This is a genomic window from Bacteroides caecigallinarum, from assembly GCF_016901995.1.
GTDB classification, from domain to species: domain Bacteria; phylum Bacteroidota; class Bacteroidia; order Bacteroidales; family Bacteroidaceae; genus Phocaeicola; species Phocaeicola cellulolyticus.
Genome location: NZ_JACJLE010000027.1, coordinates 23,698 through 50,478 on the forward strand (window position 1 = coordinate 23,698; position 26,781 = coordinate 50,478).

Annotated in this window: 24 protein-coding genes and 2 tRNA genes; 16 read left to right on the top strand and 10 right to left on the bottom strand. The window is 39.2% G+C overall.

Annotation, left to right across the window (positions count from 1 at the left end; genetic code table 11):
* Positions 1-14: 14 nt before the first annotated feature.
* The gene (locus H6A61_RS08450; protein WP_204392837.1) at positions 15-1,292 is read left to right on the top strand and encodes a Y-family DNA polymerase; all 1,278 of its coding nucleotides are present in this window, start codon (positions 15-17) and stop codon (positions 1,290-1,292) included.
* A gap of 8 nt (positions 1,293-1,300) precedes the next feature.
* On the opposite strand, the gene H6A61_RS08455 is transcribed toward H6A61_RS08450, so the two are convergent.
* Positions 1,301-1,756: a LexA family protein gene (locus tag H6A61_RS08455; RefSeq protein ID WP_154042805.1), complete on the bottom strand. Its 456-nt coding sequence runs from the start codon at positions 1,754-1,756 to the stop codon at positions 1,301-1,303.
* 55 nt (positions 1,757-1,811) lie between these two features.
* Here H6A61_RS08455 and H6A61_RS08460 point away from each other — a divergent pair, with 55 nt between their 5' ends.
* Positions 1,812-2,900: an HpaII family restriction endonuclease gene (locus H6A61_RS08460; RefSeq protein WP_204392839.1), complete on the top strand. Its 1,089-nt coding sequence runs from the start codon at positions 1,812-1,814 to the stop codon at positions 2,898-2,900.
* Between the two features lie 108 nt (positions 2,901-3,008).
* Here the strand turns inward: H6A61_RS08460 and H6A61_RS08465 are convergent.
* The 5 genes from H6A61_RS08465 to trxA form a co-directional block, all read right to left on the bottom strand.
* A tRNA-Arg gene (locus H6A61_RS08465) sits at positions 3,009-3,082 on the bottom strand.
* A 29-nt stretch (positions 3,083-3,111) separates the two neighbouring features.
* A tRNA-Arg gene (locus H6A61_RS08470) sits at positions 3,112-3,185 on the bottom strand.
* A 93-nt stretch (positions 3,186-3,278) separates the two neighbouring features.
* On the bottom strand, positions 3,279-5,591 hold the full coding sequence (locus tag H6A61_RS08475) for a patatin-like phospholipase family protein (RefSeq protein WP_204392841.1): 2,313 nt from the start codon (positions 5,589-5,591) through the stop codon (positions 3,279-3,281).
* Between the two features lie 476 nt (positions 5,592-6,067).
* Positions 6,068-8,113: a molecular chaperone HtpG gene (htpG, locus tag H6A61_RS08480; RefSeq protein WP_154042802.1), complete on the bottom strand. Its 2,046-nt coding sequence runs from the start codon at positions 8,111-8,113 to the stop codon at positions 6,068-6,070.
* A 231-nt stretch (positions 8,114-8,344) separates the two neighbouring features.
* Complete coding sequence (trxA, locus tag H6A61_RS08485) at positions 8,345-8,788, bottom strand: thioredoxin (RefSeq protein ID WP_204392843.1); 444 nt, start codon at positions 8,786-8,788, stop codon at positions 8,345-8,347.
* A 300-nt stretch (positions 8,789-9,088) separates the two neighbouring features.
* Here trxA and H6A61_RS08490 point away from each other — a divergent pair, with 300 nt between their 5' ends.
* The 10 genes from H6A61_RS08490 to H6A61_RS08535 all read left to right on the top strand — a co-directional run bounded on the left by H6A61_RS08490 (position 9,089) and on the right by H6A61_RS08535 (position 20,002).
* Positions 9,089-10,438 carry a Na(+)-translocating NADH-quinone reductase subunit A gene (locus tag H6A61_RS08490; RefSeq protein ID WP_204392845.1) on the top strand — a complete coding sequence of 450 codons (1,350 nt, stop codon included), beginning with the start codon at positions 9,089-9,091 and terminating at the stop codon, positions 10,436-10,438.
* A 34-nt stretch (positions 10,439-10,472) separates the two neighbouring features.
* Positions 10,473-11,636 carry an NADH:ubiquinone reductase (Na(+)-transporting) subunit B gene (locus tag H6A61_RS08495; RefSeq protein ID WP_204392847.1) on the top strand — a complete coding sequence of 388 codons (1,164 nt, stop codon included), beginning with the start codon at positions 10,473-10,475 and terminating at the stop codon, positions 11,634-11,636.
* 15 nt (positions 11,637-11,651) lie between these two features.
* Positions 11,652-12,332: an NADH:ubiquinone reductase (Na(+)-transporting) subunit C gene (gene nqrC, locus H6A61_RS08500; RefSeq protein WP_154042798.1), complete on the top strand. Its 681-nt coding sequence runs from the start codon at positions 11,652-11,654 to the stop codon at positions 12,330-12,332.
* 17 nt (positions 12,333-12,349) lie between these two features.
* Positions 12,350-12,988 (top strand): NADH:ubiquinone reductase (Na(+)-transporting) subunit D, encoded by a 639-nt coding sequence (locus H6A61_RS08505; protein ID WP_154042797.1) that lies wholly within the window; start codon positions 12,350-12,352, stop codon positions 12,986-12,988.
* Positions 12,989-13,007: 19 nt separating this feature from the next.
* Positions 13,008-13,631, top strand: coding sequence for an NADH:ubiquinone reductase (Na(+)-transporting) subunit E (gene nqrE, locus H6A61_RS08510; protein WP_154042796.1), 624 nt, complete (start codon positions 13,008-13,010; stop codon positions 13,629-13,631).
* Positions 13,632-13,650: 19 nt separating this feature from the next.
* Positions 13,651-14,919 carry an NADH:ubiquinone reductase (Na(+)-transporting) subunit F gene (nqrF, locus tag H6A61_RS08515; protein ID WP_204392849.1) on the top strand — a complete coding sequence of 423 codons (1,269 nt, stop codon included), beginning with the start codon at positions 13,651-13,653 and terminating at the stop codon, positions 14,917-14,919.
* Between the two features lie 331 nt (positions 14,920-15,250).
* Positions 15,251-15,613: a hypothetical protein gene (locus tag H6A61_RS08520; protein WP_154042794.1), complete on the top strand. Its 363-nt coding sequence runs from the start codon at positions 15,251-15,253 to the stop codon at positions 15,611-15,613.
* A 126-nt stretch (positions 15,614-15,739) separates the two neighbouring features.
* Positions 15,740-17,095, top strand: coding sequence for an MATE family efflux transporter (locus tag H6A61_RS08525; protein ID WP_239469160.1), 1,356 nt, complete (start codon positions 15,740-15,742; stop codon positions 17,093-17,095).
* Between the two features lie 167 nt (positions 17,096-17,262).
* Positions 17,263-18,414, top strand: coding sequence for a C1 family peptidase (locus tag H6A61_RS08530; RefSeq protein ID WP_430746799.1), 1,152 nt, complete (start codon positions 17,263-17,265; stop codon positions 18,412-18,414).
* A gap of 1 nt (position 18,415) precedes the next feature.
* Positions 18,416-20,002, top strand: coding sequence for a peptide MFS transporter (locus tag H6A61_RS08535; RefSeq protein WP_204392853.1), 1,587 nt, complete (start codon positions 18,416-18,418; stop codon positions 20,000-20,002).
* Between the two features lie 96 nt (positions 20,003-20,098).
* Here H6A61_RS08535 and uvrB read toward each other — a convergent pair whose 3' ends face one another.
* Entirely contained in the window at positions 20,099-22,126 is a 2,028-nt protein-coding gene (gene uvrB, locus H6A61_RS08540; RefSeq protein ID WP_204392856.1) for an excinuclease ABC subunit UvrB, read from the bottom strand.
* Positions 22,127-22,266: 140 nt separating this feature from the next.
* On the opposite strand from uvrB, the gene H6A61_RS08545 reads away from it, so the two are divergent.
* The 4 genes from H6A61_RS08545 to H6A61_RS08560 all read left to right on the top strand — a co-directional run bounded on the left by H6A61_RS08545 (position 22,267) and on the right by H6A61_RS08560 (position 24,920).
* On the top strand, positions 22,267-23,109 hold the full coding sequence (locus H6A61_RS08545; RefSeq protein WP_154042790.1) for an outer membrane protein assembly factor BamD: 843 nt from the start codon (positions 22,267-22,269) through the stop codon (positions 23,107-23,109).
* Positions 23,110-23,135: 26 nt separating this feature from the next.
* A complete protein-coding gene (locus H6A61_RS08550) occupies positions 23,136-23,471 on the top strand; it encodes a DNA-directed RNA polymerase subunit omega (RefSeq protein WP_154042789.1) in 336 nt (111 codons plus the stop codon).
* A gap of 92 nt (positions 23,472-23,563) precedes the next feature.
* Complete coding sequence (locus H6A61_RS08555) at positions 23,564-24,013, top strand: DUF4293 domain-containing protein (protein WP_204392858.1); 450 nt, start codon at positions 23,564-23,566, stop codon at positions 24,011-24,013.
* 130 nt (positions 24,014-24,143) lie between these two features.
* Positions 24,144-24,920: a hypothetical protein gene (locus tag H6A61_RS08560; protein ID WP_204392860.1), complete on the top strand. Its 777-nt coding sequence runs from the start codon at positions 24,144-24,146 to the stop codon at positions 24,918-24,920.
* Between the two features lie 30 nt (positions 24,921-24,950).
* On the opposite strand, the gene H6A61_RS08565 is transcribed toward H6A61_RS08560, so the two are convergent.
* The 3 genes from H6A61_RS08565 to H6A61_RS08575 all read right to left on the bottom strand — a co-directional run bounded on the left by H6A61_RS08565 (position 24,951) and on the right by H6A61_RS08575 (position 26,506).
* Positions 24,951-25,328, bottom strand: coding sequence for a VOC family protein (locus H6A61_RS08565; protein WP_204392862.1), 378 nt, complete (start codon positions 25,326-25,328; stop codon positions 24,951-24,953).
* A gap of 36 nt (positions 25,329-25,364) precedes the next feature.
* Positions 25,365-26,087: an MBL fold metallo-hydrolase gene (locus H6A61_RS08570; protein WP_204392864.1), complete on the bottom strand. Its 723-nt coding sequence runs from the start codon at positions 26,085-26,087 to the stop codon at positions 25,365-25,367.
* A 113-nt stretch (positions 26,088-26,200) separates the two neighbouring features.
* The gene (locus H6A61_RS08575) at positions 26,201-26,506 is read right to left on the bottom strand and encodes a hypothetical protein (RefSeq protein WP_204392866.1); all 306 of its coding nucleotides are present in this window, start codon (positions 26,504-26,506) and stop codon (positions 26,201-26,203) included.
* Positions 26,507-26,781 lie beyond the last annotated feature (275 nt).

Genomic DNA, 26,781 nt, shown 5'->3' on the forward strand with positions numbered 1-26,781 from the left:
TCTGTCAGTAGCCTATGATAGCCCTTGTGGATTGTAATAATTTCTTTGTATCGTGCGAGAGAGTGTTCCGTCCTGATTTGAGGAACACTCCTTGTGTGGTACTGTCAAACAATGACGGTTGTGTGATAGCCCGCAGTAATGAGGCAAAGGCATTAGGTATAAAGATGGGGGCACCTTTTTATCAGGTCAGACAATTGCTTGAGGATAATGGCGTTGCTGTATTCAGCAGTAATTATGTGCTGTATGGAGATATGAGCCGCAGGGTTATGACGCTACTGTCGGCATGTACGCCAAAACTGGACATATATTCCATAGATGAGGCTTTCATGGATATGTCAGGAATGGGAAACCCGGAAGAACTTTCTGTATATGCGCATGATATAGTGAAATATATTACCAGAGGAACAGGAATACCTATATCTCTTGGAATTGCGCCTACTAGGACTTTGGCAAAAATGGCAAGTAAATTTGCCAAAAAGTATAAGGGCTATCATTCTGTATGTATGATTGATACTGATGAAAAAAGAGAGAAGGCACTGAAACTTTTTGATATTGCCGATGTGTGGGGAATAGGACGCAGGATAGCCAGAAGGCTGAAAAGCATAGGAGTGGAGACGGCATGGGATTTTGTGCAGAAATCCGAGGCGTGGGTGAGAAGAGAATTGACTGTGACAGGTGTACGCACATGGAAGGAACTGAGAGGAGAAAGTTGTATCAGTATAGAGGATTTGCCTAATAAAAAGTCTATATGTACAAGTCGCAGTTTTCCTGACGAAGGAATTAGTGACCTTGGTTTGATGGAAGAAGCTGTTGCCAATTTTGCATCTCAATGCTCTAGAAAACTTAAAGAAGATGGTACTGTATGTGGAGCTATGAGCGTGTTTGCATATACAAGCAGGTTCAGGAATGACTTGCCAAGTGATTATATGCAGTTTAATGTGTATTTCCCCGTCCCTACAAATGATATGATGGAACTTGTTTCAACGGCAGTAAAAGTGTTGAGGGAAAACTGGAAAACCGACGGTAGATGTTATTACTATAAAAAAGCCGGAGTGGTGGTATGGAATACTTGCAGCGACAATGCTGTACAGGGGGATTTGTTTGATGTCGTAGATCGTGAAAAGAGGGCTTCATTGACAAAAGCCATTGATGAGATTAACCGTAAAAATGGATTTAATACCGTGAGACTTGCTGTACAAGGTTATGACATGAAATGGGGACTTAAAAGGGAACATGTGTCCAAACGTTTTACAACAAACATAAATGATATAATTGAGGTGCATCTGGATTGATCCTGTTTCTATTCTCTTTTCCTTTTCGACCTTATCAGCTGCCTCTTTATATTATATGTGAGTACTCCCCATACAATAAAATCATTTTCTTCTGTAATTTTTATCGGAGGATAGTCTTCATTACCGGGAACAAGCCAAAGATTGCATTCGTTTTCATCTTTCATTATTTTTTTGAGAGTGAATTCTCCATCGATAAATGCCACTACTATATCTCCGTCAACAGGCTCAATGGATTTGTCTATTACCAGAAGATCGCCATCTGATATTCCAAAGCCTGTCATTGAATTGCCTACGGCACGGGCATAAAATGTTGTGGCAGGATGTAGCACCAGCTCCTTGTTTAAGTCGATGCTGTCTGTCATATAGTCCTGAGCCGGACTGGGAAATCCTGCACGTATGCCTTCTGTGGCAAAAGGCAAATCCAGTTCTGTACTTAAATCCGCTGAATAGAATATTAGTTTCATGTCTGCAAAGTTAAATAAATATCCGTATCTTTGTAACGGATTAATAATGATTAATATGGCATTTGAAGCAACAAAAAGAGAATGGGGCGAATTATACGCTTTTTTTAGAATTCTGGCGGATGGTAATGTCTCTGCGGGAACTCCTGATGTGAAACCTGATGAAACGAATGTGATACCGGTTGCAATGGTACAGCGTGAGGAACATGATGGTACGCGTCAATACATCATTGAGAAGGATTATATAAGAATTAAGGGCGAGAACATCGACAAGCAGATACCAAGAGAGGATTTTGAAACTGTGGCTGAACTCATCCGCGAAGCTATAAAAAATACTTCAGGCAATGATGTTATGTCGCCTGATGGGGTAGAGGAATTCCTTGATGAAGTGGCTATTTTCAATCTTGAGGCGCAGACAGAGGATCGTACGGATTTTTCTGTGGCTTTCTATGATGTAAATGCTCCTCTTGTAGGATTTTGTGTGCGCTCCAGACTGGGAGGTAAAATGTTGCCTTTGTTGGATGGTGGCCGTTCTGCCAATTTCAAGTTCGAACAGACTGGTATCAAGTTTGCAGTGCCTACAATTAATAAAATAAATGCGGAAGGCGAGGAGGACGACGTGACAACACGAATGTTGATGATAGAACGCCTTGGAGGCGTATTAAAATATAATGATGTTGCCGACAAGATATTCAGAAGCAATCTTTCGTTGATAGACTTGCATGCAGGCCGTATGTTTGCGGAGATGGTACGTATAATGTGGCTTGACGGTATTACAAAAGTTTCCGAGCTTACAGAAGAAATAAAGAAACTTAATCCGCTTAAAATAAAGAATGAACTGATAAACAAGCACGGCTACTATGAATATAAGGTAAAGGAGTTGCTTTTGGCGCTGGCTATGGGTATGCGTCCTGCCAAGATGTATAATGGCACTGAATCGGCTATTTCCGGTTTTATGTTTGTTACTTCTGAAGGTAAGGTCTTGTCTTATCAGAAAGCATATAGACAAGTGTTTGCCGATTTCCTTTATTATAACACACGCCTGGAAAAAGGTTCTACAGAAAAAGATAAATACGGCTACCTTGAACGTGAAAATGGCGTATATTATTTTAAACTGAATTTTAAGATTGGACTTTTGAAACGCTGATAATTGATAAAGGCTTATGAAGCAATTCATTAATATTGAATCTTCATAAGCCTTTATTGTAATGGAGATATACAAAAAAAGACATCTTATTAAAGATGTCTTTTTTTGTGACCGCGACAGGATTCAAACCTGTAACCGGCTGATCCGTAGTCAGCTACTCTATTCAGTTGAGCTACGCGGCCAAAGCCATATTTTTGTTAAAATTAAAGAGTGACCGCGACAGGATTCAAACCTGTAACCGGCTGATCCGTAGTCAGCTACTCTATTCAGTTGAGCTACGCGGCCATATCTTTTTTTAACGGGTGCAAAGGTATGCCTTTATTTTTAATTGTGCAAGCTTTTGAGAGATTTTTTTGAAGAAAAATAAAAAATATTTGTTTATTGCATGAATCTCTCTCCAAAAATCTGCCATCCTAGGGAAATTCCGGCATTCCAATTCTTATTTGGCGAGCTGTAGTAGTTCAAATATGCACTTACAGAGCCGAACGGCAATCTTACGACTAATGATAAATCTCCCATATATTCAAATTTGCTGAATATTTTGCCGTAAGTAGCCTTATTTGTTTCATTGCAATATATTGGGAAGAAAGGAACAAAGCCGTATATGCCTAATCTGGCATGTACCATATTATTGAATTTATAAACCGGTATGACTCCTAAACCTGCAAACTGGTTGGCTCTGAAGGCTTCGTTATAACTGATCTTGCTGTGTGGAGTAGGAGAGAATTCTCCTGCCTGCATCATGGTGGCACGATAGTTATTGCTGAAGTTACGTGACGAGTAATAAGCGTGCAGATAAGAACCTAATGATATTTTCTTCCCAAGACGGAAGTATTTTTCAAGTTCGTATGAAATCTGCAGCCATGCCTGAGTATATTTGAAATTACCGTCGTATGGGTCGGTTCCGGTACCTTGTTCAAATCTTTCCGTTCCCCAGTAAATATTTGCCGCAAGTCTTTCCCTTTTTCCGTTTACAGCATAAAGCTTGCTGTCGAGGGTGTTTCCTTCCATTACTACAGAGCCTCCCAATATCTCGTATTTGCTTTTATCTCTTGCGCTGTTAGTGAAATCTATTACATTGGTCTGGAAATATTGGTCGTAAAGACTTGCTATGCCTATTCCAAATTCAGCTTTGTGCTTGCTCAGGAATGGCATACTAATATATGCTTTCAGGAACCTTTCGTCTTTCTTATTGAAAACAGGACTGTTTATCTGATTAAAGAAGTTTTGTGTCTGTCCCTTATAGTCGAATGATGATAATGACATTATCATTCTATACGATGTCGGAATTTCTGTTTGCAGGTCTATTTTTCCTGTAAGCTGTAGATTGTTATATATCTGTCCCAACTGTCCTTCGATGGCAAACTCTTTGGAGTATTTTCCAAGATTATGGTATGATGCCCCCAAATAAATTTGGTTCGCTCCGTTTGAACCTACATTACCGCCTATCCTTAATGATATATCTTCTGCTATTTTTACATCCAGTATAAGTGTAAATGTGCTGTCATTATAGTCATATTGAGCATGTGGCAATATTTCTTCAATCATATTGTCTGATAACAGTCTGAAATATCCTTTTCTCAAGTCTTCCAGACTGAAGATTTCATTGTCTTTTGCATGAAATCCCCGTATAATATATTTTTTCTGCTGCTCGTTGGTGCCGTTTATTATTATTTTTCTGAATTTGAATTCCGGCATCTCACGTTTGAAGTCAATACGTTTTTTCTCAAGCATTCTGTAGCTTGTTCTTCTGGATATCCTTTGTTTTATGGAATCCATTAACTGTATGGTTCTGTTATAGCCGATATCGTGTAGCTCATCGTATCTGTCGAAATCCATTAAACCTACGTCGGTGTATTTGAAGGTCATCATTATACCTAATGAATCAGGAATGGAATAGTCTGTCTTTTGCATAATCATGTTTTCCAGCTGTCCCATGATGTCGCCTTCCTTGGGCTTGCTTGGATTTGAGCTGACTACGCTGCCTATTATTACATCCGGATGGAAGTCTTTTATCATGGTAGATACGGGAAAATTGTCATATATACCTCCGTCGTATGCCAATACAGAATCTATTTCAATAGGTTTGAACATTCCCGGAAAGCTCATTGATGCCCTTACGGCATCTCCAAGGTCTCCTTTGTCCATTATGAGCGCTTTTTTGTTATATACATCCGAAGCGACACATCTGAATGGAATGAAAAGATTGTCGAAATTGCCTTTGCACTTCGCTGTTGCCTGAGCATATAATTCAACGAATACAATGTTCATGTGCATAGGATCGACAACGCTTGATGGTAAAAAACGTGGTTTTACCTTTTTTGCCATTTTCATATTAGAGAGATGAATATTGATAAATTCCGGTGTGGGAGGATTCATCTTGAAATAGTACATATAGTCTTCTTCTATACCTCCGGATGAGTACCATTTCTTGAAGTCAGGCGATTTGAGCATTTTTCCCATATCATCAGGAGAATAGCCCATGGCATATAATGAGCCTACAATGGCTCCCATAGATGTTCCTGTAATATAGTCTATAGGTATGTTGTTTTCTTCCAAAGCACGTATTATTCCTATATGTGTCATTCCCTTTGCACCGCCACCACTAAGAACCAATCCGACTTTTTGTGCGAATATTGAACCACTTATATGGATTATTAGAAATAATATTAGTGCAAATGCTTTTTTCATACCATCTTTAAGTAATGATTGTGTTACGTAATTGTCAATTATCAAAGATACTCAAATTTTAAATCTAAGTCGAATTATATCCGTATTTTTTTATTGTTTGATATAAAATCGCATTTGTTTATCCTAATCTGTGTTTGCTTGAAGGTATAATTGACAATACTTTTTATTGTCAAATAAACAGATATGTATGAATGTGCATATCGATATTACAGGTGCTGATATAAGGGTATTATCAAAATATGTAGAGAAAATTCCATAGTGCAGGTTAAGAAGCATTATATGTGTCAGATACATTCGGTAACTTTTTAAAAGGTCCAAAATATAATTCCTGCTTTTTATCGTTTGGTCTTAATTTGTGTCCGGTTGCAGATGTGTAAGAATTTTATAAGAAAAGGGCTATATGTAAGGAGTAAAAAATAGGGCTATGCCATTTTGATATAACGGTATAGCCCTAAATAGTATTAATAATGTTGGTATTAAATCATTTCGATGCTTCTCTTTACGAAGTTTGTAAGAGCTTCACCCTTCAGCATTCCGTTCTGCAGTAATGCCAGGTCAATAAGCTGATGTACAACTTTGTTTCCGGCTGCATATTCATTCAAAATGCTGTTCTTCTGATTTTTCTGTTCATCAAGTTTCTTTTCTACATCTTTCAGCTCGTCTTTTTCGGCAACGGGGATTTCTTCGTCTTTCTTGCCTTCGTGAGCTTTACGGAGTTCGCTTTCTCTGAGTGACAGTATAGCTATTTCAGATTCTACAGGAACCAATTTTTCGGCGCATGCTGTTTCTGTGTCGCTCAAAACCTGTTTGATCAGTTTATGGTCGCTGTTCAGTACAAGGCTGTACATATCAGGCATTTCTCCATAGAAGCTCATTCCCGGCTGAATATTTGCCATTTCCTTCATACGGCGCATATATTCGGCCTGAGTGATTATTATCGGAGAACCGTTTTCGCCCATAGCCTGAGTTTCTACATGGAATTCAGTCTTCTGCAGTTTTGGCATCTGGCCGCTGAATACTGTAGAAAGTATGCTGCGCTTGTCTTCTTTCAACTCTTCGCCTTTCTGTTCGTCTTTTACAATCAGGCGGTCTATAACATCGCTGTCAACACGTGTGAAACGGCTCTTTTCCAGTTTCTGTTCCAGCATGTTTATCATCGGAACATCAAGCTGTCCGTCCATCATCAGTACGTTGTAGCCTTTGTTTACGGCTGCATCGATATAAGCATACTGTTCGTCACGGTTGTTTGCGTACAGATAAATCAGGTTACCATCTTTGTCGGTCTGGTTTCCGCTGATAAGAGTCTTGTATTCTTCCTGAGTGTAATATTTGCCTTCTGTATCTTTGAAGAGTGCAAATTTGTCAGCTTTAGAATAGAAGTCCTCTTGAGTCAACATTCCGTAGTTGATGAAAATCTTCAGGTCATCCCATTTGTTTTCAAATTCTTTACGGTCGTTCTTGAAGATTGACTGAAGTCTGTCTGCTACTTTCTTTGTTATGTATGTAGAAATCTTCTTTACGTTAGAGTCGCTCTGCAGGTACGAACGTGATACGTTAAGCGGAATATCCGGAGAATCGATTACACCGTGAAGCAATGTCAGGAAGTCAGGAACGATACCTTCTACTGAGTCTGTCACATAAACCTGATTGCAGTATAACTGTATCTTGTTTTTCTGCAAGTCGATGTTGCTCTTAATTTTCGGGAAGTAGAGCACACCAGTCAGATTGAACGGATAGTCAACATTCAAATGTATCCAGAACAAAGGCTCGTCTGACATAGGGTAGAGGTCTCTGTAGAATTTCTTGTAGTCCTCGTCCTTAAGTTCGCTTGGCTTCTTTGTCCATATAGGGCATGTGTCGTTTATGATGTTGTCTTCGTCAGTATCTACCTGCTTGCCGTCTTTCCATTCTTTTTTCTTTCCGAATGCTACAGGCACAGCCAGGAAACGGCAATATTTGTTCAATAATCCTTTCAGGCGGTTTTCTTCAAGGAATTCCTTGCAGTCATCATCTACATAAAGTATGATGTCTGTACCACGGTCAGCCTTTTCAGTTTCCTCAAGAGTGAACTCAGGACTTCCGTCGCAAGTCCATTTTACAGCCTGTGCACCTTCCTGATATGATTTGGTTACGATTTCCACCTTCTTTGCTACCATGAAAGCAGAATAGAAACCTAAACCGAAATGGCCTATGATTGCGTTTGCATCGTCTTTATATTTGGCTAGGAAGTCATTTGCACCTGAAAATGCAATCTGGTTGATATATTTGTCTATTTCTTCAGCAGTAAGACCAAGTCCGCGGTCTGAAATTACGATAGTGTCGTTTTCAGCTTTTACTCTAATGGTAAGGTCTCCCAATTCACCCTTGAATTCTCCTTTTGAAGCAAGAGTCTTCAACTTCTGTGTCGCGTCAACAGCGTTTGAAACAAGTTCGCGCAAGAAAATTTCATGGTCACTGTATAAGAACTTTTTAATGATGGGGAATATGTTTTCTGTAGTTACCCCGATATTACCTTTTTGCATATCTGTTATGTTTTTTATTAATAAATCGTGATTTTATGATATTTGGAAATATCGACGTGAATTCTATCAGCAAAATAAATGCCATACGTTTGATGACTGACATTATGTCATGACTGTTTAGGCGAATTGTGGAGCGTTATTAATGGCGGAATAATTAAAAAATAAAATGCTTTGTCATTTAAGGCAAAATAACAAAGCATTTTAAGTAAAACGTCAAAGCGTTTTTTTATGTCATTTCAACAGGAAATCGTTGATTGCTTTTTCCAGGTCCTCTTTTGGTAGTGCTCCTTGTGCAACCTGAGGCATTTTGTCCATCGGAATAAACAGCAGGGTAGGAAGGCTGGTTATGCCAAAAGCTGCAGCAAGTTCGCGTTCCTTGTCTGTGTTCACCTTATATATAATAATCTTATCTTTATATTTCTGGGCAAGGCTTTCCAATGTTGGAGACAACATGCGGCAAGGTCCGCACCAGTCAGCATAGAAATCTACGATGGCAGGTTTCTTTCCGTTATAAATCCATTTATCAGGATTCTTTTCATAATCGTATATTTTCTCCACGAATTCTGTCTTTCCTATATGTATAACTTTGCCGTTGCTGTCAGATGATACGGATTGGGCTTTAGTGGAAAGAGCTATGATAACGGCAGATGCTAAGAAAAATAATAGTCTTTTCATATCAAATTAATGTTTTAGTGTGAATGATTTGTTTTATCAGATGATTTTCTTTTGCAAATATATCAATTTTATTATTGGTTTACAACAGTCTTTATCTATTGTATTATAGATAAAAACTATAATAAAGGCAGAAGCAAAAAGCAATGATAAATGCATGTTGCAGACCAAATAAGTATTTGTTTATAACTGTTCTTTTAAATAAGGAAAAAATTCCTTATTTATCTGTCGAAAAAGTTCTTTTTTACTTATTTTTTCTTTAATTTTGCGGCAAAATTTAAAAACCATTTTTTATAACCCGATATGGCAAATGTAATTAAATTACGTAAAGGCCTGGACATCAACTTGAAAGGTAAGGCAGCTGCAGAAGTTGTGGCTGTAAAGGCACCTGGTTTCTATGCTTTAGTACCGGATGACTTTACAGGAGTAACTCCTAAGGTAGTCGTTAAAGAACAAGAGTATGTAATGGCCGGAGGACCCTTGTTTATTGACAAGAATCATCCTGAACTGAAATTTGTTTCGCCAGTTAGTGGCGTAGTGACAAGCGTAGAGCGCGGAGCTAGACGTAAGGTAATGAGTATTACTGTAGAGGCAGCAGCCGAACAGGATTACGAAGAATTCGGCAAGCAGAACGTATCTGCCATGAGTGCAGAGGCAGTTAAGGAACTACTTCTTAATGCCGGTATGTTCGCTTTCTTCAGACAGCGTCCTTACGATGTAATCGCAGATCCGACAGTGGCTCCAAGAGCTATCTTCGTTTCTGCTTTCGACACAAATCCGCTGGCTCCGGACTTTGAAGTAGCTCTGAAAGGCGAAGAAAACAACTTCCAGACAGGACTTGATGCTTTGGCTAAATTGGCCAAGACTTATTTAAGTATTAGTGTTAACCAGAAGTCAGCAGCTCTTACACAGGCTAAGAACGTTACTGTAACAGCTTTCGACGGACCTCATCCTGCAGGTAATGTTGGTGTTCAGATCAACAACATCGCTCCTGTAAACAAAGGTGAAACTGTCTGGACTATCGACCCACAGGCTGTAATCTTCATTGGACGTCTGATGAATACAGGTCGTGTTGATATGACACGTACTGTTGCTATCACAGGCTCAGAAGTTAAGAAACCGGCTTATTGCAAACTGAAAGTAGGTGCACTGCTTACAGACATCCTTGCAAGTAATGTAAACAAGGATAAGGAACTTCGCTACATCAGCGGTAATCCTTTGACAGGAAAACAGATTCCTGCTAACGGTTTCCTTGGCGCATTCCACAGTCAGGTAACTGTAATTCCTGAAGGTAACGATGTTCACGAAATGTTGGGATGGATTATGCCTCGTTTCAACGAGTTCAGTACAAGCCACTCATATTTCAGCTGGTTGATGGGCAAGAAAGAATATACTCTTGACGCTCGTATCAAAGGTGGAGAACGTCATATGATTATGTCAAACGAATACGACCGCGTACTTCCTATGGATATTCTTCCTGAATATCTTATCAAAGCTATCATTGCCGGTGATATCGACCGCATGGAACAGCTTGGTATCTACGAAGTAGCTCCTGAAGATTTCGCTATCTGCGAGTTCGTATGTTCTTCAAAGATGGAACTTCAGCGTATTGTCCGCGAAGGTCTTGACATGCTCCGTCGTGAAATGTGTTAATATATATAATGTGTATATAAGAATATAAATAATAATGAAAGCGTTAAGAAATTATATCGATAAGATAAAGCCAAACTTTGAAGAGGGCGGCAAATACCAGGCTTTCCGTTCTGTATTCGACGGTTTCGAAACATTCCTTTTCGTTCCGAATACTACATCTAAGACTGGTACGCACATCCACGACGCTATAGACAGCAAACGTATCATGTCTATCGTGGTTATTGCGCTTATACCGGCATTGCTGTTCGGTATGTATAACGTAGGTTACCAGCACTATGCTTTTGCAGGTATCGAAGGTAGCTTCATTCAGAAATTCGGTTACGGTTTTCTTGCCGTATTGCCAAAAATCATCGTTTCATACGTTGTAGGTCTTGGAATTGAGTTCGTTGTAGCTCAGTGGAAGAAGGAAGAAATTCAGGAAGGTTTCCTTGTTTCAGGTATGTTGATTCCTATGATTGTTCCTGTTGACTGTCCGTTGTGGATGCTTGCCGTAGCTACAGCATTCTCTGTAATCTTCGCTAAGGAAGTATTCGGTGGTACAGGTATGAACATCTTCAACCCTGCATTGATTACACGTGCATTCTTGTTCTTCGCTTATCCTACGAAGATGTCCGGTGACACTGTATGGGTGGCAAGTGACAGTATTTTCGGTTTAGGCAAGACTGTAGATGGGTTGACTGCCGCTACTCCGTTGGGTGTGGCAAAAGTTGCCGAATGCCCTGACTTCTCTTGGGACATGGTGACTGGTTTGATACCTGGTTCCATTGGTGAGACCAGTGTGATTGCCATTGCCATCGGTGCCGTGATTTTGTTATGGTCGGGTGTGGCAAGCTGGAAAACGATGCTGTCTGTATTTGTAGGAGGTGCCGTGATGGGTTTGGTGTTCAACCAATGGGGACCTGATACTGCGATAGCCCACATGCCTTGGTATGAACATTTGTGTTTGGGCGGTTTTTGTTTTGGTGCCGTATTTATGGCGACCGATCCTGTCACTTCTTCACGTACGGAGAACGGCAAATATATTTATGGATTCCTGATTGGTGCCATGGCAATCATAATACGTGTGCTCAACCCCGGTTATCCTGAGGGCATGATGCTTGCTATCCTGCTGATGAATATCTTTGTGCCGCTGATTGACTATGTGGTAGTGCAGAACAATATTTCGCGTCGTGCAAAACGTGCTATGTCTAACAAATAAAAAACCGAAAATACGATGAATACGAATAGTAACTCTTATACTATCATTTATGCTTCGGTAATGGTTGTTATCGTAGCATTCTTGCTGGCTTTCGTAAATTCTTCTTTGCGCGACCTGCAGGGAAAGAACGTAGAGCTGGATACGAAAAAACAAATTCTTTCGGCTTTGGGTATCCGTGAAGTGGAAAATGCGGAAGCCAAATTTGCCGAAGTAGTGAAAGAAGATATGCTGGTGGCTGAAGACGGTTCGCTGAAGCCGTACGAAGGCAGTTTTGTTACCGGATATGAGAAAGCATATAAGGAAAAAGGAGAAGCCCATATTTTCGTCTGCGAAATAGACGGACAGAAGAAGTACGTTATTCCTGTTTACGGAACAGGATTGTGGGGTGCCATCTGGGGTTATGTGGCTTTGAACGATGATAAGGATACGGTTTACGGCACTTACTTCTCACATGCATCAGAAACTCCAGGATTGGGCGCGGAAATCGCTACCGAGCATTTTCAGAATGAATTCAAAGATAAAAACGTGCTGGACGGAGATGCTATCGGGCTGGATGTCGTAAAGAATGGAAAGGTCGATAAGCCTGAATTCCAGGTGGACGGTATTTCAGGAGGTACGATTACTTCAGTTGCCGTAGGGCAGATGCTGAAGAACTGCATGGGAAACTATACCAAGTTTTTAACCGCTAAAGAATAATAGGAGGAGAAATTAATATGGGAAATTTATTTTCAGCCAAGAATAGGGAAGTGTTCTCCAACCCGATAAGCATGAATAATCCGGTCACCGTGCAGGTGCTGGGTATTTGTTCGGCACTTGCCGTAACTTCAAAACTAGAGCCGGCCATCGTGATGGGGCTTTCGGTAACCATTATTACCGCATTCTCGAATGTGGTTATTTCGTTAATCCGCAAGACAATTCCAAACCGTATCCGTATCATTGTCCAGTTGGTGGTTGTTGCCGCGTTAGTGACTATAGTAAGCGAAATGCTTAAGGCTTTTGCATACGATGTAAGCGTTCAGCTTTCAGTGTATGTCGGCCTGATTATCACCAACTGTATCCTGATGGGACGTCTTGAAGCGTTTGCGATGGCAAACGGTCCTTGGGAATCTTGTCTTGATGGTCTCGGCAACGGATTGGGCTATGCCAAGATTTTGGTCATTGTGGCTTTCATCCGCGAGCTTTTAGGCTCTGGCACGTTGTTGGGATTCAATGTACTGAACTATCCGGCTATTAGCGAGGCAGGCTATGTGAATAACGGATTGATGCTGATGCCGCCGATGGCGTTGATTATCGTGGCTTGCCTGATATGGTACCAGCGTGCGAAGCATCCTGAATTACAAGATAAGGAATAACAAGTAAAGGAAAGACATTATGGAACATTTTTTCAGTTTATTAGTCCGCTCCATCTTTGTGGACAATATGATATTCGCATTCTTCTTGGGTATGTGTTCATACCTAGCTGTTTCGAAGAATGTGAAAACAGCTGTCGGCTTGGGTATAGCCGTGACTTTTGTATTGGTGGTGACTTTGCCTGTCAACTATTTGCTTCAGACTAAGGTATTGTCTGCCGACGGCATCTTGGGCATCGACCTCAGCTTCTTGAGCTTTATCCTCTTTATTGCCGTTATTGCGGCGATTACACAATTGGTAGAAATGATTGTGGAGCGTTTCAGCCCTTCGCTGTATGCCTCGCTGGGTATTTTCCTGCCATTGATAGCCGTGAACTGTGCCATCATGGGAGCCTCTTTGTTCATGCAGCAGCGTATCAACCTTACTCCTTCAGACCCGAAATACATCGGAGGCGTCGCTGATGCCATCTCTTATGCATTAGGTTCAGGTCTGGGCTGGATGCTGGCTATCGTAGGCCTGGCTGCCATCCGTGAAAAAATGGCTTACTCTGATGTGCCGGCTCCGCTGAAAGGGCTTGGTATCACTTTTATCACTGTGGGTCTGATGGCTATGGCATTTATGTGTTTCTCTGGTTTGAACATCTAATAAAGAAAGGAATAAGACAATGGATATGAATTTTATTTTGGCAAGCATTGGAGTATTCCTTGTGACTATTCTGGTGTTGGTAGTAATCCTTCTGGTTGCTAAGAATTTTCTTGTTGCTTCCGGTAAGGTTAAGGTAACAATAAACGGTGAAAATCAGTTGGAGGTTGAATCAGGTTCTACGCTGCTCAACACGTTGGCAGTGAACAACGTATTCCTTCCTTCGGCATGTGGAGGTAAGGGTTCATGCGGTCAGTGCAAGTGTCAGGTTGTAGAAGGTGGCGGCGAAATTCTTCCTTCCGAAGTAAGCCACTTCAGCCGCAAACAGCAGAAAGACCACTGGCGTCTTGGCTGTCAGGTAAAGGTCAAGGGTGATATGTCAATAAAGGTTCCTGAATCAGTAATGGGTGTCAAGGAATACGAATGTACGGTTATCTCCAACAAGAACGTCGCTACATTTATAAAGGAATTCAAAGTGCAGCTTCCTGCAGGAGCCCATATGGACTTTATTCCTGGTTCATACGCACAGATTAAGATTCCTAAATTCGAAATGGATTATAACAAGGATATCGACAAGAGCCTTATCGGTGACGAATATCTTCCTGCATGGGAAAAATTCGGTTTGTTCGGCTTGAAATGTAAGAACGAGGAAGAAACTATCCGTGCTTACTCTATGGCCAACTATCCTGCCGAAGGTGATGTATTCATGTTGACTGTACGTATCGCTACTCCTCCGTTTAAGCCAGACCGCAGCGGTTTCATGGATGTAAATCCTGGTATCGCATCTTCTTATATCTTTACCCTTAAACCAGGTGATAAGGTATTGATGAGTGGTCCTTACGGTGACTTCCACCCAATCTTCGATTCTAAGAAGGAAATGATTTGGGTAGGTGGTGGTGCCGGTATGGCTCCGTTGCGTGCGCAGATTATGCATATGACACGTACTTTGCACACTACAGATCGTGAACTTCACTACTTCTATGGTGCTCGTGCATTGAATGAAGTATTCTATCTTGAAGACTTCTTGGCTCTTGAGAAAGACTTCCCTAACTTCCACTTCCATCTTGCACTTGACCGTCCTGATCCAGCTGCTGATGCTGCAGGAGTTAAATATACTCCGGGATTCGTTCATCAGGTAATGCTTGAAACTTACTTGAAGAACCACGAAGCTCCGGAAGATATTGAATACTACATGTGTGGTCCTGGTCCGATGTCTAACGCTGTAGTCAAAATGCTTGACAGCCTTGGTGTTGAACCATCTTCAATTATGTACGATAACTTCGGAGGATAATATTTCTAAGAGTTATATATGGAGAAGAGCCCGATACGCTGATGTATCGGGCTCTTTTATTATATATGTATTACATTAACAATAAAATCCTGTTATTGTTCAAATTTCTGTTAAACTCTTGATGCATATCAACAAATGACGTAGATTTTGAAGATTTTCTGTCATTTGTTTTTTCGTTACTGAGAACATGCTTATCTTTGTATCGGTAAAAAGAAAAAGGCTTAAGCTAAATGAAAGGTAAGGATATAGGAAAACTTACCAAAATGAGATTAAATTAAGGCAATCAAGAAAAGATTGTATTTTAGGTAACAACAAAAATTAAACATTAGGTATTATGAAATCAGGATTAACATTTATCGCCGCATTGGCACTTTCTGCAACAGTATTTGCAAACGGTAACCAGACTAAAACTACAGAAAAATGGAATGGTTCAATCAACAAGGCTCAGTTAGGAAAGTATCTTAAACTTTCTTCTGATCAGAGTGAAGAAGTTGCTGACATTTGCGATTTCTTTGAAGCAGAAATGAAAATGGCTAATAGAGCAAAAGAAGGTCAGGACGAAAAAGTTCGCAAGGCTGTTTATGGCAATTTGAAGTTGATGAAAAATACTTTAAATGAAAAGCAGTACTCAGATTACTTGAAACTTATGGGTATGACTCTTCGTAACAAAGGTATCGATATCGAAAAGAAGTAATTAACGATAAAAACTATATGAAGTCTCCGCAGCATTTGTTTTGTTGCGGAGACTTTTTTTGTTGTCCTTACGGAAAAAATATATTTACTTTGTATTCCTGTAAAATTTAAGGAAAGTAGGTTTAATATGAATTTTGGAAAGGAAGATCTGATAAACGGAAACATAACAGGAGCAATGTTGCGTTTTGCTTTTCCTTTGATGCTGGGAAATCTTTTACAACAGTGTTATAATATAGCTGATACTTTGATAGTAGGACGTGTCCTTGGTGCCGATGCTTTGGCTGCTGTAGGATCATCGTACGCCCTAATAGTTTTCGTTACTTCAGTTTTTATAGGTCTGTGTATGGGGTGCAGTGCGGTGTTCTCCATGCAGTATGGTTCGAATGATTTCAAAGAAATGCGCCGGAGTATATTTTCATCGATAGTGCTCGTAGGAGGTGTAACATTATTTCTTAATGTTTGTTCCTTAGTTTTCCTTTCGCCTATAATACGTATCTTGCAGACACCTCCCGAGGTGGAGCGGATGGTGCATGATTATCTTCTCATTATATTCTTAGGGATGATTCCTATCTGTGTATATAACTTTTATGCTTTTCTTCTTCGTGCGGTAGGAAATTCTTTAGTCCCGTTGGTCTTTCTGATAGTTTCGGTTGTTCTTAATATAGTTCTTGATGTATTGATGATGGTTACACTGGATATGGGTGTAGAAGGAGCTGCACTTGCCACAGTGATTTCTCAGATTGTAGGTTCTTTAGGACTTTGTTTATATACCTACAAGCATTTCCCGGATTTGCGCCTGAAACGTATAGACTGCATTGTCAGCAGGCAGTCACTGGCAAAGATTACATCATATTCATTTTTAACTGGAGTACAACAGTCCGTTATGAATTTCGGTATTCTTATGGTACAAGGGCTTGTAAACAGTTTCGGAACAGCCGTTATGGCAGCCTTTGCAGCTGCTGTAAAGATAGATTCCTTTGCATATATGCCTGTACAGGATTTTGGAAACGCCTTTTCCACATTTATAGCGCAAAATTTCGGGGCAGGACGTGTGGAGCGTATCCGCCGAGGAATTCGTATTGCTGTGTGTATTACTACGGCGTTTTCTATTTTTGTTTCGTTTCTGGTCTTTTTGCTGTCACCTTGGCTTATGGCTTTCTTTGTTTCGCCTGAAGAGACTGACATTATCAATATAGGTGTGGAGTATCTTCGTATTGAAGGAAGTTTCTATGTAGGTATAGGCTATTTGTTCCTTCTTTACGGTTATTATAGGGCTGTCGCATTGCCGTCAATGTCTGTTGTGCTGACCGTTGTTTCTTTAGGAACACGTGTAGCATTGGCATATTTCCTGGCTTCAGTCCCTGCCATTGGTTATACGGGTATATGGTGGTCAGTTCCTATAGGTTGGGCTTTGGCCGATATCATTGGAGTTTGGTTTTATCAGTCCAAACACAAGAAAAGATTGATGACTTATAGGGCCTAATTATGTGTCTCTACACATTTTAGTTTGAAAAACTGTGTTTTTCGCTTGACTCTGCTCCCGGCTTTGCGTATATTTGCAAACGGAAAATTCATTATGTAAATAAATATTATTTTTTGACATTAAAAAATAGAGAGATGAGAGTAAGAAACTTGACATTTGTAGCATTAATGGTTGCTGCATCTGCCGTTATGGCACAGGAGGGTAATGGGTATCAGTTTACAGACATAGTTTCAAACAAGGCTACATCAGTAAAGAATCAGGCAGCAACTGGAACATGCTGGTGTTTTGCAACTACATCTTTCATGGAGTCGGAGTTGCTTAGAATGGGGAAAGGTGAGTATGATCTGTCGGAAATGTTTATTGTCAGACAAAAGTATATGAATCAATTGGCTGATAACTATCTTCGTCGTGGAAGGGGAAATATAGGACAGGGTAGTATCTCGCCAAGTTGGATGACTGCTTTTCAGCAGGTTGGTATTGTTCCAGAAGAAGTTTATAGTGGAATAAATTATGATTCAAAGACTCATAATCATACTGAGCTTGAAGCTTATATGTCTGCAATAGCAGGACAGGCTGTAAAAATGAAACACCGTAGTTCTGAATATAACGAGCTTATGAATACTTTGTTCGACATTTATATGGGTAAACTTCCTGAAACATTTACATATAATGGTAGGGAATATACTCCGAAAAGTTTTGCTGAGAGTCTCGGACTGAATATGGATGATTATGTTATGCTTACAAGTTTCACGCATAAACCTTATTATGAGAAGTTTGAACTTGAAATTCCGGACAACTGGGAACATGCTAAAATGTATAATCTTCCGCTTGATGAGATGATGGATGCTACAGACAATGCCTTGAAGAACGGATATACTGTATGCTGGGATGGTGATGTAAGCGAGAAAGGTTTTTCATTTACAAATGGTGTTGCCATAAATCCTGAGGTAACAAAAATGGATGATTACAGTCAGACAGACAGGGCACGCTTTGAAAATATGAAAACCGGTGAAAGACTTGAGGAAGTATATAAATTCGAGCATCCTTATCCGGAAGTAAATGTTACTCCTGAAATAAGGCAAGAAGGTTATGAATCGTTTGTTACTACAGACGATCATCTGATGCATATTATAGGGTTGACAAAAGACCAGAACGGTACAAAATATTATATAACAAAGAATTCATGGGGAACTGAGAGAAACCGTTTTGGTGGATATATCAATATGTCTGAAAGCTTTGTGCGTGCCAAAACTGTTTATGTAATGATGCACAAGGATGCTTTGAGTAAAGAACTGAAGAAGAAACTTGGAATAAAATAAGATGAACAGTACGGAAGTGACAAACAATAGTAAAGGACATCCCAAAGGATTGTATCTTCTTTTTGTGACTGAAATGTGGGAACGTTTCAGTTATTATGGCATGCGTGCCTTGTTTATGCTTTATATGGTTCAGGCACTGCTCTTTGATAAAGAGTTTGCCTCGCAGGTTTATGGCAGTTACACAGGACTTGTTTATCTGACTCCGCTTATTGGGGGATATATTGCCGATAAATATTGGGGAAACCGAAGGTCAATTGTTGTTGGTGCGTTGGTTATGGCGGTAGGACAGTTCCTGTTATTTCTAAGTGCATGTTATTTTCATCATGTTGATGTGGCAAAATGGCTGATGTTCTGTGGCTTAGGACTACTGATAATGGGTAACGGATTTTTCAAGCCTAATATATCTACAATGGTTGGCCGTCTGTATTCTGACAATGACAAGCGTAAGGACTCTGCTTTTACTATCTTCTATATGGGGGTTAATGTAGGTTCTACTCTTGCCCCGCTTATTTGTGGGCTGATAGGAAATACCGGACATCCGGAAGATTTTAAATGGGGATTTCTTGCAGCGTGTATTGGTATGATTCTGGGAGCTGTTGTTTTTCAGATATTCAAGAACAAATATATCTGCGATCCTGATGGTAATCCTGTAGGAATTGCGCCTCAAAAGAAAGATGACAATTTGCAATCATTAGAAAAAGGTGATGGATGGCTTTCTGCGAAAAGCATAGTGGCGATAGTCGCTACAATTGCACTGACGCTCGTTTTCTCTGTGAATTGGGATTGGATAACCGGTAATCAGATTTCTACAGGAGGTAGTGTCTTCTCAGGGGCGGACTGGATAGGCTCTCTTATATATGCCACTGTGATAGTGATGCCTATACTGATAATAACAGATCATAGTCTTAATCGCAGTGAAAAGATAAAGATTGGAATTATCTATATCATAGCATTCTTTGTGATTTTCTTTTGGGCTGCATACGAACAGGCCGGAGCTTCATTGACATTCTTTGCTGATGAGCAGACAGACCGTAACATTGGAGGATGGGAGATGCCGGCAGCATATTTTCAATCGTTTAATCCTATCATGTTGGTGCTATTGGCTCCTGTGTTTGCCGGTCTATGGTCTTTTCTTGGTAAGAATGGACTAGAACCTAGTTCTGTAAAGAAACAAGCCATAGGTCTTTTCCTTTTGGCTATGGGGTATCTGTTCATTGCTTTCGGTGTTAAGGATGTAGAACCTGGAGTCAAGGTGAGTATGATATGGCTTACGGGATTATATCTTATCCATACAATGGGCGAGTTGTGTCTTGCCCCAATAGGACTGTCATTGGTGTATAAACTTTCTCCTGCACGGTTTTCTTCTCTTTTAATGGGTGTTTGGTATCTTAGTACATCTGCTGCTAATAAAATGGCAGGAATGTTGAGCGGATATTACCCTGAAGGTGGAGTAGCGAAAAATTTTTTAGGATATCATGTGGGAAATCTGTATGACTTCTTTCTCTTGTTCGTTTTTATGAGTGGTACTGCAGCTGTAGTGCTGTTCCTTTTATCCGGAAAACTGCAAAGTCTTATGCAGGAAAAATAAAAAATATACAGCCACAAAAGATTTCATTTACCATTATTGGGTAAACATCTTTTGTGGCTGTTTTTGTCTATTCAGGAATAAAAGATAATACTTGTTTTATTTGTCTTTAAGCATTTCTTCCAATTTGATAAGTTCATCCCTATATTGGGCAGCTTCGATAAAGTCGAGATTTTTTGCTGCATCCTGCATGAGTTTCCTTGTGCGTTCGATGCTTTTCTTAAGTTGTTCCTTCGACATGTACTGTACAATGGGATCTGCCGCAGCAAATGATGTTTCTGCCTGTTCAGTATAAGCTTTCGGTGCATTGTCTTTATTTTCTGCACTATTATCTTTATCTCCTAGAATTTGAGTTCTTACTTTCTTTATCTGTTGAGGTGTTATTCCATGTTCCTGGTTGTATGCAAGCTGCTTTTCGCGGCGACGGTTCGTTTCGTCAATTGTAAGCTGCATGCTTTCAGTAATCTTGTCGGCATACATTATCACTTTTCCGTTTACGTTTCTTGCAGCACGTCCGGCTGTCTGTGTGAGCGAACGATGTGAACGGAGGAAACCTTCCTTGTCAGCATCAAGTATGGCTACAAGTGATACCTCGGGCAGGTCAAGGCCCTCACGAAGAAGGTTTACACCGATAAGCACGTCATGAATACCCTGTCTTAGTTCATCCATAATCTTAACACGTTCCAGTGTGTCAACATCACTGTGGATATAACTGCATTTTATTCCGTTGTTCAGAAGATACTCGGAAAGTTCTTCGGCCATTCGTTTGGTAAGTGTAGTGACGAGTACACGTTCGTTTGCCTCAATCCTTTGCTGAATCTCTTCCATGAGGTCGTCTATTTGGTTCAGGCTTGGGCGTACCTCTATTATTGGGTCAAGCAACCCTGTAGGGCGTATTACCTGATCGACCACTATACCTTCGCTCTGTACAAGTTCATAATCGGCTGGTGTTGCGCTGACATATATAACCTGATTTACCATTTCCTCAAACTCTTCGAATTTGAGCGGTCTGTTGTCCATGGCTGCAGGAAGTCTGAAGCCATATTCTACAAGGTTTTTCTTTCTGGCTCTGTCGCCTCCGTACATTGCTCTGATTTGTGGTACACTGACATGGCTTTCGTCAATAACAAGGAGAAAATCTTTCGGGAAAAAATCTAGCAGACAGTAGGGGCGAGTACCGGCCTCACGTCCGTCGAAATATCTGGAATAATTCTCTATACCTGAGCAGTGTCCAAGTTCTCTAATCATCTCCATGTCGTACGTCACTCTTTCATATATTCTTTTGGCTTCCAGGAATTTGCCAGACTCTTCGAAAAAAGCCACTTGTTTGGTCAGATCGTCTTCTATCTGATGAATAGCCCGTAAGGTGCTTTCCTTGGTAGTCATAAACAGATTGGCAGGATAAATTTTGTATTCATCAAAGTCTGCCATTTTATGTCCGGAAACAGGATCGATTTCTTCTATTGCATCTATTTCGTCGTCCCAGAACATTACTCTCAGGATATTGTCGGAATATGCTAGATAAATGTCTATGGTATCACCTTTTACTCTGAAGTTTCCGCGGTTCAGTTCTATATCATTCCTGACATAAAGGCTATCTACGAGGCGTCGGAGAAATACATTTCTGTCTATAAGCTTTCCACGCTTTATTTCTATTACATTGTCGTAGAAGTCTGACGGATTTCCCATACCGTATATACATGACACTGATGAAACAACTATCACGTCTTTTCTTCCTGAAAGAAGTGCCGATGTTGCAGCCAGTCTTAATTTGTCTATCTCATCGTTTATAGCAAGATCCTTTTCTATATAAGTATCGGTAGATGGGAGGTATGCTTCTGGCTGATAATAGTCATAGTATGATACGTAGTATTCTACAGCATTGTTAGGAAAAAAATGTTTGAATTCGCCGTATAACTGTGCTGCAAGAGTTTTGTTGTGGCTCAGGATAAGTGTCGGTTTATTTATTTCCTTTATTACATTTGCTATGGTAAATGTCTTTCCGGAACCAGTTACTCCAAGCAGTGTTTGTGCCTTGACACCGTTTTTGATGCCCTCTGTCAGTTGTTTGATGGCTTCCGGCTGATCCCCGGTAGGTTTGTATTCTGATATTAATTCGAATTTCATGTAAATATGTTTTTTATGGTGTAAAAGTACATAAATATTTGTTTTAAAGCTATGTGGTAAGTAAAAATAACATTAAAAATGATTTTGATGTTGTATTATTCACAATAAAACAGTAATTTTGCAAAACTATTTTTGTTAATATGAAAAAATATATTGTTATGGTTCTTCTTTCTGCAGGGTTGCTGAGCTCCTGTGGAGAGTATAATAGCGTACTAAAGAGTACGGATTACGAATATAAATATGAAGCTGCAAAAGCATATTTTGCCAAAGGACAGAATAGTAAGGCTGCAACTATTCTGGAAGAACTTATTCCTATAATGAAAGGAACAAGATTTGGCGAGGAATCATTGTATATGCTGGCTATGACATATTTCAATCAAGGTGATTACGTTACAGCATCTCATTATTTCAATACATATTATACTACTTATCCTCGTGGCACATATACTGAACTGGCACGTTTTAATTCCGGAAAAGCGTTGTATCTGGATACACCTGAACCTAGACTTGATCAGAGCAGTACATATAAGGCAATACAGGAATTGCAGATGTATATGGAATATTTCCCTGGAACAGAACGTCATGAGATTGCTCAAAATATGATATTTGAGTTGCAGGACAAGCTGGTAGAAAAGGAGTATCTTTCAGCTAAGTTGTATTATGATCTGGGCTCTTATACGGGTAACTCGTCAATGACTAGTTCAGGTAACAATTATCTGGCTGCTGTTGTAACAGCACAGAACATTCTTAAAGAATATCCTTATACCAAACTTCGCGAAGACTTGTCAATACTTATACTCCGTGCCAAATATGATATGGCTCGTGAGAGTGTCCTTGAGAAGAAGGAAGACCGTATGCGTGAGACTATAGATGAGTATTATGCATTTAAGAATGAATTCCCTGAAAGTAAGTACACCAAGGAAGTAGAGAATATATTTAAAGAAGCCAGCAAATTTGTTGGTTCTGTAGAAGAAGAATATTAAAAACATTTATAATTAAATATCGAATTATGGATTACAAAAAATCAAATGCTCCTACCAACACCGTAACACGTAACATGATGGAACTGTGTGAAGACACAGGCAATGTATATGAAACTGTTGCAATAATAGGCAAGCGTGCTAATCAAATCGCGGTTGAAATGAAGAATGACCTTTCAAAGAAGCTTCAGGAGTTTGCATCGTATAACGATAACTTGGAAGAAGTTTTTGAAAACAGAGAGCAAATAGAGATTTCTCGTTATTATGAAAAACTTCCAAAACCAACTTTGATTGCTACTCAGGAGTATATAGAAGGTAAGGTTTATTATAGAAATCCTGCAAAGGAAATAGAGAAGCTTAAATAAAAGAGGGCTGGTAATATTCCTTAGAAGAAATTAAAGCCGTTTCGTAAAGGAGCGGCTTTTTTATTGTTAATCTGAAAACTGAATTTTAATTTATGATACAACGTATTCAATCTGTATATTTGCTCATTGTAGCAATTCTTTCTGTTATAGTAATTTCAAATCCTATTGGTAGTTTTGTTGGAACAGATAATTCTATTACGGAATTTACAAATCTTTCTTTGATAGCTCAGGATGGGACAGAGAATTATGAACCGTGGGCTTTGTTTGCTATTCAAATAATTTCTGCAATAATCTCATTGGTAACGATATTTATCTATAAGAAAAGAATGTTGCAGATACGGTTCACTTTGTTTAATATCATTTTGGCTATAGGTTATTATGTGGCTGTTGTGGCATTCGTCTTTATGTTGAAGGGTGATGCGACTTTTGTACCTTCATGGATTGTATGTTTGCCATTTGTAGGTATTGTTCTTGACTGGTTGGCTATTCGTGCCATAGGAAAGGATGAGATGCTTGTAAAGGCATATGAGAGATTGAGATGAGATAAATAGACTAATATATTTTTTATAAGATACCGGCAGACCAATTGGTTTGTCGGTTTTTTTATTATACGCTTGTATATTTATAATATTTATATTATATTGCATAAAAGGAAAAGGAAGGAGGTCTTTTATGTTTGATACAAACGCTATTGATAGTTTTAATTATGGCCGTACATCTGCAAATGGTGTTTATGCAATAAGTATGGCTACCGATTTCAGACCTTATTATGCCTTGTGGAGACTGTTCCCTGGTGAACAACCGCTATTTGTACGAACACTTGCAGTTACTTTTCAGGCTGCTTTAGAGCGTGCTAAGGATATACTTCAGAATTGTAACGTCCGATTGGAATGTTCAGATAATTCCGAGTTTGAGAATAGTTATGGCCGTACTGATGATATAATTCCATTTGGAAAGTATCGTGGAAAACGTTTGGCTGAAATATATTATGTAGAACCGTCATATGTGTTGTGGTTGGCAAATAAATTTAAACCTGATACAGACCGTTTTGACAGGTTGGTATATCTTGCAAGACTTTTTTCGAAGGTACATTTCGAGCTAACAGTTCATAAAAACAGAATATCCTCGGTCAGCCATTTTGTCGGAGAAAAGGGTGATAAACTTAAAGGGTTGTTACTCAAAGTTCTTAATGTGAGAAAACAGGTTGATGGGTATAAGGCTGATTTTTATGTGGATCAGAATGTGTTGGCGGCAGATCGTGATGGTAACAGATTTGTCTTTCTTGTTAAGGCTGCCGGCAGAAGCCTTTCTCCAAACGAATTGAGTTGTCATTCAAGACTGGTTGAAAATGGAGAGACATTACATGTCCTGTCTGCAAAAGTCATGTCCCATTATGAGAGTAGAGGGGTGAGATATACACGTTTGGGGTATGTGAAACTTGAAAAATAAATGGGCGGTAAATGCCGCCCATTTCTGTTTTTATTTTACATGAAGTATTTCTATCCAATAGTCATCTGGATCGTTTATGAAATATAATCCCATGCTTTCGTTTTCGAAACATACACATTCCATCTCTTTATGGAATTTTCTTACTTCGTCATAATCGCCTTCAACCCTGAAGCACAGGTGGCTTTCGTTTTCTCCCAACTCGTATGCTTCTGTATGGTCTTTTAGCCATGTCAGCTCAAGCATAAAGTTTGAGCATTTGTCAGTAAGGTAAACTAATATAAATGAACCGTCGGCAGCTTCTTTTCTATGGTCTTCAGTAAGTCCTAATGCTTTTTCATAGAACTTGATACTTCTTTCTAGATTTGTAACATTGATGTTGAAATGATCAAAATGTCCTTTTACTTTCATGTCTGTTATTTTTATTTGTTGAATAAATTAATGATATTATAAATTACTGAAAATCTGTCCCCTGTGATTGATTTCGGGAGAGTTGATATTTCGCAACCTTGCATATTCCTGAAATTTGTTTGCAGAGGCATAGTCATTCCAGAAATGCATAGGGATGAAGGTAGATGTCTGTATTGCATCTATAAACTGTTTTCCTCCACGCATATATTCTGTTCCTAGACGTGGATCTATAGGAAACATTGCAATATCAACTTTATCATATTTTTCTTTGATGATTTTAAGTTCATTCAAAAATTTCTGCTCATCCCTTTTCCATTCTTCTTCTGTACTTTCGTCCATCCAATGCCAGTTATTCAGGTCGCCGGCATGGAATAATGTTTTTCCTTCTGCTTCAATCATAAATGATATTCCTACGTCTGTAGAACCGAAAGCCGTTATCTTAATATTGTTGTCTGAATATTCTTCACCTTTTTTCAACCATATGGCTGTATCTTTTTCAATCCTTCTTCTTTTATAAATGTCATGTGAGAATATGTATTTAATATCGTTCTTCTGTTTTTTCCATTCTAGGACTTGTCTATTAAAGTGGTCTGCATGGAAATGACTTGAAAGAACATACATCGTTCCGTTCTTATTGAGTAATTTATCATGGAGAATTCCGCAGGATTCCGATTCGGAATCTTCAAAGAAATCAATGATAATGGTGAATTGGTTTGCCAGTATGGCAAATCCGCTATGATGCAAATATATTATTTCCATGTTGTGGAGATATTAAGTATTTACTGCAAAAATACACATTTAGAGAAAAAATATGCCCATCTGAACATCTATTTTTGTCCAGACAGGCATTTAATTTTAAATATGAAATTAGTTTATTCGATGATTGTTCCTTTTTCTGTTATGTAAATACAGTATTCAAAATTTTCTATATCCAGTAATGTAACCTGATAGATATTTGTACCGTTTACTGTTTTTACCTCTACTGACTTTACTATATAATCTTTGAAATCAAAATATAAAATCTCACGAATATTTGATGGCAAATCGTTTATATCAATTTCTGTAAATGATTTGTAAGTCTTTGTGTTATCAGAATAGTTGTTTGTTTTTTCGATACTGTTAGCAAATAAATTACCTATTCCTATAGTCATCATTAATACTGCAATAATCTTTTTCATATCTTGTTTGTTTTGTTTTTATTGTTTATACCATATTTAATTCAAATGGTATGCCAAATATGAATAAGATGTAATGCATTGAAAATCAGTTGTCTTCTGTCTGATGCCTATAGATGGTGTGTGGAATTTATCTACACTTAAGTGTGGAATAGTGTGAAAAAAAGAGGGTGTGTCAAAACTAAAATGACTACTCCTTAAAGTTACAGATTATAACTATAATATTTAAAAGGGGCCGTATCAAACTCTGTATTGAGTAATGATGCGGCCCTTTTTTA

Bases quoted from the DNA above. Each gene is read 5' to 3' on its own strand.
- H6A61_RS08450 (WP_204392837.1), top strand. From the start codon at position 15: ATGATAGCCCTTGTGGATTGTAATAATTTCTTTGTATCGTGCGAGAGA.
- H6A61_RS08455 (WP_154042805.1), bottom strand. From the start codon at position 1,756: ATGAAACTAATATTCTATTCAGCGGATTTAAGTACAGAACTGGATTTG.
- H6A61_RS08460 (WP_204392839.1), top strand. From the start codon at position 1,812: ATGGCATTTGAAGCAACAAAAAGAGAATGGGGCGAATTATACGCTTTT.
- H6A61_RS08475 (WP_204392841.1), bottom strand. From the start codon at position 5,591: ATGAAAAAAGCATTTGCACTAATATTATTTCTAATAATCCATATAAGT.
- htpG (WP_154042802.1), bottom strand. From the start codon at position 8,113: ATGCAAAAAGGTAATATCGGGGTAACTACAGAAAACATATTCCCCATC.
- trxA (WP_204392843.1), bottom strand. From the start codon at position 8,788: ATGAAAAGACTATTATTTTTCTTAGCATCTGCCGTTATCATAGCTCTT.
- H6A61_RS08490 (WP_204392845.1), top strand. From the start codon at position 9,089: ATGGCAAATGTAATTAAATTACGTAAAGGCCTGGACATCAACTTGAAA.
- H6A61_RS08495 (WP_204392847.1), top strand. From the start codon at position 10,473: ATGAAAGCGTTAAGAAATTATATCGATAAGATAAAGCCAAACTTTGAA.
- nqrC (WP_154042798.1), top strand. From the start codon at position 11,652: ATGAATACGAATAGTAACTCTTATACTATCATTTATGCTTCGGTAATG.
- H6A61_RS08505 (WP_154042797.1), top strand. From the start codon at position 12,350: ATGGGAAATTTATTTTCAGCCAAGAATAGGGAAGTGTTCTCCAACCCG.
- nqrE (WP_154042796.1), top strand. From the start codon at position 13,008: ATGGAACATTTTTTCAGTTTATTAGTCCGCTCCATCTTTGTGGACAAT.
- nqrF (WP_204392849.1), top strand. From the start codon at position 13,651: ATGGATATGAATTTTATTTTGGCAAGCATTGGAGTATTCCTTGTGACT.
- H6A61_RS08525 (WP_239469160.1), top strand. From the start codon at position 15,740: ATGAATTTTGGAAAGGAAGATCTGATAAACGGAAACATAACAGGAGCA.
- H6A61_RS08530 (WP_430746799.1), top strand. From the start codon at position 17,263: ATGGTTGCTGCATCTGCCGTTATGGCACAGGAGGGTAATGGGTATCAG.
- H6A61_RS08535 (WP_204392853.1), top strand. From the start codon at position 18,416: ATGAACAGTACGGAAGTGACAAACAATAGTAAAGGACATCCCAAAGGA.
- uvrB (WP_204392856.1), bottom strand. From the start codon at position 22,126: ATGAAATTCGAATTAATATCAGAATACAAACCTACCGGGGATCAGCCG.
- H6A61_RS08545 (WP_154042790.1), top strand. From the start codon at position 22,267: ATGAAAAAATATATTGTTATGGTTCTTCTTTCTGCAGGGTTGCTGAGC.
- H6A61_RS08550 (WP_154042789.1), top strand. From the start codon at position 23,136: ATGGATTACAAAAAATCAAATGCTCCTACCAACACCGTAACACGTAAC.
- H6A61_RS08555 (WP_204392858.1), top strand. From the start codon at position 23,564: ATGATACAACGTATTCAATCTGTATATTTGCTCATTGTAGCAATTCTT.
- H6A61_RS08560 (WP_204392860.1), top strand. From the start codon at position 24,144: ATGTTTGATACAAACGCTATTGATAGTTTTAATTATGGCCGTACATCT.
- H6A61_RS08565 (WP_204392862.1), bottom strand. From the start codon at position 25,328: ATGAAAGTAAAAGGACATTTTGATCATTTCAACATCAATGTTACAAAT.
- H6A61_RS08570 (WP_204392864.1), bottom strand. From the start codon at position 26,087: ATGGAAATAATATATTTGCATCATAGCGGATTTGCCATACTGGCAAAC.
- H6A61_RS08575 (WP_204392866.1), bottom strand. From the start codon at position 26,506: ATGAAAAAGATTATTGCAGTATTAATGATGACTATAGGAATAGGTAAT.